Origin of the sequence: Pedobacter sp. KBW06, assembly GCF_003852525.1 — a bacterium.
GTDB lineage: Bacteria > Bacteroidota > Bacteroidia > Sphingobacteriales > Sphingobacteriaceae > Pedobacter.
Window position 1 is genome coordinate 212,940 of record NZ_QAJL01000004.1, and the last position, 8,119, is coordinate 221,058.

At 38.6% G+C, this 8,119-nt stretch carries 10 protein-coding genes; 4 read left to right on the plus strand and 6 right to left on the minus strand.

The genetic code is table 11. The features are described 5' to 3' along the window. Positions 1–4: 4 nt before the first annotated feature. The 5 genes from DBR43_RS23180 to DBR43_RS23200 all read right to left on the minus strand — a co-directional run bounded on the left by DBR43_RS23180 (position 5) and on the right by DBR43_RS23200 (position 5,107). Entirely contained in the window at positions 5–2,161 is a 2,157-nt protein-coding gene (locus DBR43_RS23180) for a peptidase domain-containing ABC transporter (protein ID WP_124585322.1), read from the minus strand. A 4-nt stretch (positions 2,162–2,165) separates the two neighbouring features. Then, positions 2,166–3,338 carry an HlyD family secretion protein gene (locus DBR43_RS23185; protein ID WP_124585324.1) on the minus strand — a complete coding sequence of 391 codons (1,173 nt, stop codon included), beginning with the start codon at positions 3,336–3,338 and terminating at the stop codon, positions 2,166–2,168. 61 nt (positions 3,339–3,399) lie between these two features. Next, a complete protein-coding gene (locus tag DBR43_RS23190; protein WP_124585326.1) occupies positions 3,400–3,606 on the minus strand; it encodes a hypothetical protein in 207 nt (68 codons plus the stop codon). A 480-nt stretch (positions 3,607–4,086) separates the two neighbouring features. Then, the gene (locus DBR43_RS23195; protein WP_124585328.1) at positions 4,087–4,293 is read right to left on the minus strand and encodes a hypothetical protein; all 207 of its coding nucleotides are present in this window, start codon (positions 4,291–4,293) and stop codon (positions 4,087–4,089) included. A 343-nt stretch (positions 4,294–4,636) separates the two neighbouring features. Then, the gene (locus DBR43_RS23200) at positions 4,637–5,107 is read right to left on the minus strand and encodes a hypothetical protein (RefSeq protein ID WP_124585330.1); all 471 of its coding nucleotides are present in this window, start codon (positions 5,105–5,107) and stop codon (positions 4,637–4,639) included. A 166-nt stretch (positions 5,108–5,273) separates the two neighbouring features. On the opposite strand from DBR43_RS23200, the gene DBR43_RS23205 reads away from it, so the two are divergent. The 4 genes from DBR43_RS23205 (at position 5,274) to DBR43_RS23220 (ending at position 7,209) form a co-directional block, all read left to right on the plus strand. Further along, on the plus strand, positions 5,274–5,879 hold the full coding sequence (locus DBR43_RS23205; RefSeq protein WP_124585332.1) for an RNA polymerase sigma factor: 606 nt from the start codon (positions 5,274–5,276) through the stop codon (positions 5,877–5,879). Next, the gene (locus tag DBR43_RS23210; protein ID WP_124585334.1) at positions 5,876–6,316 is read left to right on the plus strand and encodes a hypothetical protein; all 441 of its coding nucleotides are present in this window, start codon (positions 5,876–5,878) and stop codon (positions 6,314–6,316) included. Before DBR43_RS23205 ends, DBR43_RS23210 begins: the two co-directional genes overlap by 4 nt. 68 nt (positions 6,317–6,384) lie before the next feature. Then, the gene (locus DBR43_RS23215) at positions 6,385–6,816 is read left to right on the plus strand and encodes a hypothetical protein (RefSeq protein ID WP_124585336.1); all 432 of its coding nucleotides are present in this window, start codon (positions 6,385–6,387) and stop codon (positions 6,814–6,816) included. 12 nt (positions 6,817–6,828) lie between these two features. Beyond that, positions 6,829–7,209, plus strand: a complete 381-nt coding sequence (locus tag DBR43_RS23220) for a hypothetical protein (RefSeq protein ID WP_124585338.1) — start codon at positions 6,829–6,831, stop codon at positions 7,207–7,209. Positions 7,210–7,255: 46 nt separating this feature from the next. On the opposite strand, the gene DBR43_RS23225 is transcribed toward DBR43_RS23220, so the two are convergent. Next, positions 7,256–7,768, minus strand: coding sequence for an endonuclease V (locus DBR43_RS23225; RefSeq protein WP_124585340.1), 513 nt, complete (start codon positions 7,766–7,768; stop codon positions 7,256–7,258). Between the last annotated feature and the right edge of the window lie 351 nt (positions 7,769–8,119).

Consider the following 8,119-nt stretch of genomic DNA (forward strand, 5'->3'; position numbering starts at 1 on the left):
CAGATCAGATCTCTTCGGGCAACTGAAGCTTCCAAAGATTAGCATAGGCTGAATTCGGGCTAAAACGCAGTTCCTTGTGACTACCTTGCTCAACCACGACACCTTTATCGAGCACAATGATTTTATCGGCATTGCTCAGCGTACTTAGACGGTGCGCAATAACAATTACGGTCTTATGTTTTGATTTGAGGATATCGATCATCCTTTGCACATATTTTTCAGAAGCAGAGTCGAGAGAAGAAGTGGCCTCATCCAGGATCAGAATTTCCGGATCACGGTAAAGGGCTCTCGCGATGGCAATTCTTTGTCTTTGTCCGCCAGATAAGGTCGTTCCATTTTCTCCAAGGTAAGTTTGAAAGCCTCTGGGTAGGGATTCAATGAAACCAATCAAGCCCAATTGAGTAGAAATATCGATGATCTTTTGCATATCCGGTTCATAATCTCCTATGGCAATATTTTCAATCACATTACCGGCAAACAGATCAATTTGCTGAGGGACTACAGAAACAGCACGACGGAGCGTGGCTGTTTTTATATATTTCAAATCATACTGTCCAATCCGCACATTTCCTCCCTGGATCGGGTAAATATTCTGTAGAATCGACATTAAAGTCGATTTTCCGGAGCCACTTTCCCCCACTATAGCAGTGAACTTCCCTTTGGGAATGATCAGGTTTAAATTATCAAAAACAGAAACCCTGGTTCCATAGCGAAATGATACATTTTCAAAATGGATGTCTCCGATTTTATCTGGGCTTAGTTCTACCTGATTTTCGTCGTTTTCACGTTCCAGGTCCATAATTTCGAATAACCTGTCCGCAGCAATTACCGCATCCTGAACTGTTTTATTCATCCCTATCAGAGAAGAAACGGGTCCTGTAAAATAACCGATCAGGGTATAAAATGACAACAGTTCTCCAGGCGTAATCTTACTATCTATTACATAGCCCGCTCCTACCCATAGCAAGATAATGGTTAATAAGCGGGAGGTAAGTTCTGAAGATGTCCCTGCAAAAACAGAGTTCATATTAGATTTAAAACCATCTTTCAACAGCTTTACAAAGCGAACTTCTGTCTTTTCATTGGCAAAAGATTCCAGGCCAAAACGTTTGATGGTTCCTACGGCATTGAGACTTTCTACAAGCTGAGATTCCAGCTCGGCAGAATCTTCCATCAGTAAGCGCTGTGCCTTTTTATTGAGCTTATCAGCTACAAAATAAATCAGCAAATACAAGGGAATTACGGCCAGCATCAGTAAAGCCAGCTTCCAGTAATAGGTAAACATCATCGCAAATGAAAACACCACAATGAAAATATTGACCAGGAAGTTAATGCTGACATCATTAAGAAAAGTCCTGATTTTAACTGCGTCGTTAATCCTGGAAATAATCTCCCCGACACGCATCGTATCGAAAAACTGCTGCGGTAACCTAAGCAGGTGTTTATAATATCCTAAGATCAATTGAGCATCAATCATCTGCCCTGTTTTCAGGGTAAAGATCGTTTTTGTCATTCCTACAAACAGCTGAATAATCAGTATGACCACCATCGCAATGCTCATCAGATTGAGCAGGTTTCTGTTGCCATCAACCAATACAAAGTCTACCAGCTTTTGCACAAAGATAGAAGTAGACAAACCTAAGATCGTATATACGATTGCCCCAAATAAAGCCTGGATTAAAATGCTTTTGTGTGGTCTTATTAAGTTCCGGAAACGTCCCGAAACAGAAACCTTTTCATTTCCCGTTTCGAACTCTTCTGAAGGCAGCAATAATACTAAAGCTCCGGTCCATTCTTTTTTAAACTCTTCATGTGTCCTGCGGTGCATCTGACCGTCTATAGGGTCCATCACATCGATAAACTTGCTATTCACTTTATAGATCACAACATAATGCTGCAAAATGTCTTTGACAATGAGGTGTGCAACTGCTGGTTTTGGTATTTTAAATAAACTTTCAAAAGGCCCTTTTACGCCCTTTGCCTCAAAACCCAGTTTCTGGGCGGCTTCTACCATCCCCAAAACATTGGTTCCTTTTTTATCCGTCCCTGCGTACTGTCTGATCTTTGCCACGGGTAAATCCAGTTTATAATGCGATGCTATAGATGCCAGGCAAGCTGCACCGCAATCTGTAATGTCCCTTTGTTTTACTTTAATGCTCATAGCTTTAGGTCTTATCGCTGACGTTTGGATTGACCCAGTCGTCAACTTTATCATATAACAACTGATATAAACTACGGCTGGTTACGGTGAAACGGGCAGTAAAATTCATCCCTTTCTTTAAATAACCTTTATAACCATTCTTCAGGGTCAGATGATCCTGATTCAAGCTACACCTCACCTTGAATACAGGTTGATTTCCATTTAAAACAATAATATCATCGGAAATATCAATAACCTCCCCCAATGCAGATCCCCATTGATTATAATTATAGGCATCGATCTGAAAACGCACTTCCTGACCTTTTTTTATGAGCCCTATATCTGATGGCTTGATATAACAGAATGCCGTTAAGCTTGCATCCGGTGATATTTCTCCAATTTTCTGATTTGCAAAAACATAAGCTCCTTTTTGTATGCCGCTGAGGTTTTGAACAGAGCCGCTGGTTGCTGCCCTTAATACATACTGCTTTTTCTGTTCTGTCAGTTCTGCCTGCTGGCCGGCAAGCTGACGTAATTCATTACGAAAGCCATTTGCTTCCGTTTGCCATTGTGTTTTATATTTAGCCCGGACCATTTGATAGGTCGAGGTGGCTTGCTCCAGTTCAAACTTATATTTTTCGTACTCAGATTCTGTGAGTACCTTATTCTCGTACAACTTATTGTAACGGGCAAAAGTGCTTGCTGCCTGCATTTTTGCGATTCCGGCATTTTCCAATTCCTGTACAAACTGTTGCCAGGAAGCATTGTATTGTCCGGTTTGCAGATTTGGGGAATTGGTTTTGTCGAGTGTCCGGAAGGACAACAGCATATTGATATCCTGAAGGAACTGATTCAGCTGACCTTCCCGGCCCTGTACCAGGACGCTTTGTTGCTTTGGTAATCCGCCATCAATCACAAGGATGGTATCTCCCTGTTTTATCTTTTTATTATCGGTAAGCCTATATTGAACCAGTCGGCCGTTAACAGGTATATTTAATTCGGTTTTTTCAAGAGAAGATTGTAAAACGCCATTTCCCTTAATGGTGATGGGCGTCTTAATAAATGGAAGTGCCGCAAAAGTCAACAATACAACCAACAACGTGACCTGATAGATGAGTTGGGATGATTTGCTGATTTGTGAACGGTAGACAATAGAAGTGGTAGAGATCGTTTCTGCAGAATAGGGAGATAGAGGCATGTTTTAATGTTTAAAATCACCGTTATTCTGAAATTCAGAATAACGGTAACTTATAACTTTTTTATAGGCTCCAAACAAATTTCAAAACATTAGTTAATGTTTTGTTTAAAAAGACAGAAGCGTCAGCAGCAACAGCGTTTACTGTTCCAACAACGGAACCAATAACACCTGTTAGGATATCGTTTAATAAACCACCACCTTCAACTTTTGTCATTTCAGTAACGTTCATTTCTTGAACACCAAGGTTTTTTAATTCTAGATTTTTCATATTTAGGGATTTTTAATTTAAACTCCTTACTCTATTTAAGGCTTTTCAGGATACGCCTAGGTTGGCCAAACGCTAAAACGAATATAATGATAGTATCCATAAAGATTAAGGAGAAGAATTTCCATTGAATGTTCATTTTCTCTGAATAAAACTTCAAAATGTGCATCCTTTTAAGAAAAAAACATGGTTTCGTCGTATGTAGAGATAGTTTAATTCCTATTTGTTCAATTTATTCATTTTTTTCAGTGAAACAAGGCAGGGATTTCCGGTTTTTCCTAAAATGACAGCAATTATTGAATAAAACAGCAAGCGTCTGAAAAGCAAGATCAAACAAAGTCAATTTTCTACTATTACGTTTTATTTTTAATACGTATTATACCCGATTTCCTAAAAAACAAGGAGATTGCCGGCGTATTGGAACAATGGATTGTCCATAAGAAAACAACCGTTATTTAAAATAACGGTTGCTTTTCAGAATTCTTATAAGCTAAAAATTGTAGCTAAGACTGTGCCTATCTGCTTTTTTGCATAGGTAACCGTGTCTCCTACAATAGCAGTCGCAGCTGTAGCAACGACAGTTAAGGTACCACTAATGAAATCTCCCAATAAACCGCCGCCATCAATTGTTTTCATCTCAGTTTTGCTCATCTCCTGAACACCAAGATTTGTTAGTTCTAAATTTTTCATAATAGGAATAATGTTATTTAGGTCCCTACTCTATTCAAGGCTTTTCAGGAATTCGCCTGGTGTGGCCAAACACTAAAACTAAGATAATCATTAAGTGTTTCTTAAGTTGAATTCCTAATATGACCGGAGATCGATGAGTTTTCGACAATTAAACAACAAAAACCCGCCTATTTAAACAGGAAATAGGGTTTACATTTAAAATGAACAATGATTTACGGGATTATTCAAATCGTTCATCTTGTCTGCATCAAAAAAACTCAACAGACTTATAATTAAATGATTACTACAAATCAGTTTTCATCCCCACAACCTTGGGGAATGAAAACTTCAACCGATACCAATTTTATTTTTTACAGTCAACAGGAGCAAATGTAAACCTGCCTTTTTCAAATGAAATTGGTTTTCCTTTCACAAAAAAAGACCTGCCTAAAGTAGTTTGAATCTGGCCCACCCCAAGAATTAACTTCCCGTCTTTCTTTAAGAATGCTAATGGGTTCTTATAAATGGTTTTATTTTCCAGTCCGATCTTGAAAGTATAATCGACAAATAAGGTATCCCCTTTGAATTTTCCTTCAACCTGCCCGTCATTCTTTCCCTTCTCCTTAAAGTTAATGGTCAAATCACCGGAAACTTTCCCGCTGCTTAGGGTCTTTATATTAAAGTTGGCCGTGTCAACCCCATCAATGGCAACAAAACATTGCTCGTTGATCAATGAGTCGGTAGCATTGGCCGAAGTTTGTTCTGTTCCTCCCTGATTACAACTAAAAAGAACAGGAAATGCAAGAAGTGCAAGGTAAAGCGCTGGTTTTTTCATAATTAATTATGGTTTGAAATGTACAATCGATTAATGACTTAATCTAACAATACCATAAAGATGCATAAAGTTTGCTCCTTCCATAAATAATTAAGAAATACTTAAGGTTCAGCAGGAACATTCATTTTTTGCAACATTAATGCTGCTGCCCTGTCTAATCTGTCAGATGAGCCAATCAAACGAAAGCAGCAACGCGGACAGGCACTTAGTTGAAAGAATACTAGGTGGTGATCAGCATGCTTTTGGCATCCTGATAAAAAACACAGAGGGCCTGGTTTCCCAAATGGTTTTTAAAATGATCAACAGCCCCTCCGACCGCAAGGATATCGCTCAGGATGTCTACCTCAAAGCCTTCAAACATCTTTCAGGATTCAGGTTTCAATCGAAGCTCTCTACATGGATCGGACAAATTACCTATAACCGCTGCTTACAGTATCTGGAGAAAAAAAAGTTTGTTTTACTAGACAATTTCAATGATGATGAGCAAGATCAAATCGACAAATTCCTTCGGAAAGAAAACACAATTGGCATGAACGAAACGGAAAAGATCATGTATCACAAAGACCTTTCGGGTATTTTAACTGTAGAACTGGACAAGCTATCTCCGATTTACAAAACCATGATCAGCTTGTACCATCAGGAAGAACTCAGCTATACAGAAATCGCAGAAATCACTTCCCTACCGGAAGGAACGGTAAAGAGCTACCTTTTCCGCGCAAGACAAAAACTAAAAGAACATATTTTATCAGGATATAAAAGGGAGGAATTATGACAATATCACATCTTTCAGAATCAGAAATACAACAGTATGTTTTAGATCGCAAAAATACCGGTTCCGACATTTTAGCGCACATTCATGATTGTGAACGGTGCCAGACGAAAGCTGCAGCGTATAATGTGCTGTTTAAGGAGCTTAAAGAAATCCCAAAGCCTGCTTTTGATTTCGACCTATCGAAGCTCGTATTGGATCAATTGCCTGTTCGGAAGCCTTTATTCCCCTGGATGGCTACTGCAGCTGCATGTCTGGCTATTTTTCTTATATCCTTCGCGATTATATGTTTCACAAATTACTTGTCGGTGGCAGCCATAGGACTCTCTGCTCAGCTGTTATACTTCCTCATTATTCCCGCAGTTTTCATTCTTGTAATTCAGGGATTAAGCCTGCTTAAAGTGCATAAAAAACAAATGACTGCGATAAATTTTAATTGAACAAGCTGCAACTTTTGATCAGCTGACCGATCTTATCCCCGTATAGACAGGATCTAAAAAATATAACTATGAAAAAGATAATCACCATCATCGCGTTCCTCAGCGTCTCCTTAGGCGCTCATGCAGGGGAACAATTTAATCCCCTGGCAGACAAAGAAATTACGCAGGAGATCATGCGCAGTATTGTACTTCTTCTCGGACTTTACCTTATTTCTGCATTTATACTGACCTTATTCAGGTTGTTTTTAACGGATCGTTTAAAAAGGGCCTTATTGGAAAAAGGAGTAGATGAAACCGTCATCACTGCCCTGCTCCCGAAAAATAAGGACGAAAAAAGTGGGACTATAAAATGGTTTACGATACTTACAGCCATCGCCGCCGGCTTGACTGTAAGCAGCTTTTATCAACCAATAGGGATTCATTCTGTAATCATTATGACAGCAAGCATCGCCCTTGGATTCTTAGCCCATTATTTTATCATGAAATGGTTGAACAACTAAAAAGAAAACATTATGAACAGGATTTATTTCATACTTGGTTGCTGCTTCATCAGTTTGGGCATTGGTTTGATCTGTCTTTGGCTTAACAATCGCCATGAGGGAATTTCCATTTCAGTAACAGATACCCAAAATACTTATACCATTTCGGCAACTTATCCGCAAAATCAAACAGAAAACATTAAAAACTATTTGAAGAATAGTTTAAAACCGGCATCTATTTTTAGAAATTCAAATGATCTTGATGAGGAAATTATCCTGGCGGACCAGACTAGATTCCATATCAAAACATCAAATGGTCGCTTTTATCTAAAAATGGATAAGACGATCAATTCGGGAAAATCAGTCAGGTGGATTAAAACGCTTGCCGAAGGGATTAATTTTAAAGGCTCTTAGTCTTGCGACCAACTCTCTTGAGATCTTTTGATGAAAAAGTAAAAGCTTATTCTTTAAGGAAGGGTTGTTTTGTCAACACATCCAATTGCTTCAGCAAGGTTGGAATTCTAAAATCTCCATGCATCGATTTAATAAAATCTGCAGCGACCTCCTGTTCCATTCCGGCAGCAGTAATATATAGCGGTTTTGCACTTGTTCCCCGATAAACCATTCTTTTGCCATGAATCAAGCTAATAAAATCACTTTTTGCAACGCCAATGATTGGAATCCTCTTGTTTAATGCTTCATATAAATGACCTCCCAATCCCAATTTTCCGGCATCGTCTAAGGTGACGAAACCATCAATGACAATTGCTTCAATATTTTCAAGACTGATCTTCTTCAGTATACTCAAAATACAAGGAAGCTCTCTTTTATAAAAGAAACCAGGTTCATATTCTTCTACTAACGGAGTGTGTTCTGTAAAAACCTGCGATGGGCGCTCATCAGTCCAATTTTCAAAGCTAAGGCAAACCGTGTAGGCATCGCCCGGATAATAAGAATCAAGCGCTAGTATCATAATTACGGATATCTTTATTAATAGGTTTTAAATAGAAAACACAAAATAGAGGGTTTTAACATCAAAATCATAAATTATCTCATTGAGATTAAAATACTCCCCGTAAAACAGCTAACATCTAACCCCGGAAGAGATGATAGGAATCTCTTGTTCATCCGCATCGTTGTTTTCCATGACCACACTCCATTGTTCTTCAAATTGAATTAATTCTTCTTCTGTCTTCATTTTAGCTTGATTTAAAATTAAAGATCAATGGAAAATTTCTATGGAAACAATGAAAGTTGAGTAAAGATCTGGTCTGATGTGAAATTGTATACGATTCGCAGTTGCCGAGGGGTTGGTAAGGGGTTG

What these genes read in the sequence shown, in the direction of transcription:
- DBR43_RS23180 (WP_124585322.1), bottom strand. Translation starts at nt 2,161, where the DNA reads ATGAGCATTAAAGTAAAACAAAGGGACATTACAGATTGCGGTGCAGCT.
- DBR43_RS23185 (WP_124585324.1), bottom strand. Translation starts at nt 3,338, where the DNA reads ATGCCTCTATCTCCCTATTCTGCAGAAACGATCTCTACCACTTCTATT.
- DBR43_RS23190 (WP_124585326.1), bottom strand. Translation starts at nt 3,606, where the DNA reads ATGAAAAATCTAGAATTAAAAAACCTTGGTGTTCAAGAAATGAACGTT.
- DBR43_RS23195 (WP_124585328.1), bottom strand. Translation starts at nt 4,293, where the DNA reads ATGAAAAATTTAGAACTAACAAATCTTGGTGTTCAGGAGATGAGCAAA.
- DBR43_RS23200 (WP_124585330.1), bottom strand. Translation starts at nt 5,107, where the DNA reads ATGAAAAAACCAGCGCTTTACCTTGCACTTCTTGCATTTCCTGTTCTT.
- DBR43_RS23205 (WP_124585332.1), top strand. Translation starts at nt 5,274, where the DNA reads ATGAGCCAATCAAACGAAAGCAGCAACGCGGACAGGCACTTAGTTGAA.
- DBR43_RS23210 (WP_124585334.1), top strand. Translation starts at nt 5,876, where the DNA reads ATGACAATATCACATCTTTCAGAATCAGAAATACAACAGTATGTTTTA.
- DBR43_RS23215 (WP_124585336.1), top strand. Translation starts at nt 6,385, where the DNA reads ATGAAAAAGATAATCACCATCATCGCGTTCCTCAGCGTCTCCTTAGGC.
- DBR43_RS23220 (WP_124585338.1), top strand. Translation starts at nt 6,829, where the DNA reads ATGAACAGGATTTATTTCATACTTGGTTGCTGCTTCATCAGTTTGGGC.
- DBR43_RS23225 (WP_124585340.1), bottom strand. Translation starts at nt 7,768, where the DNA reads ATGATACTAGCGCTTGATTCTTATTATCCGGGCGATGCCTACACGGTT.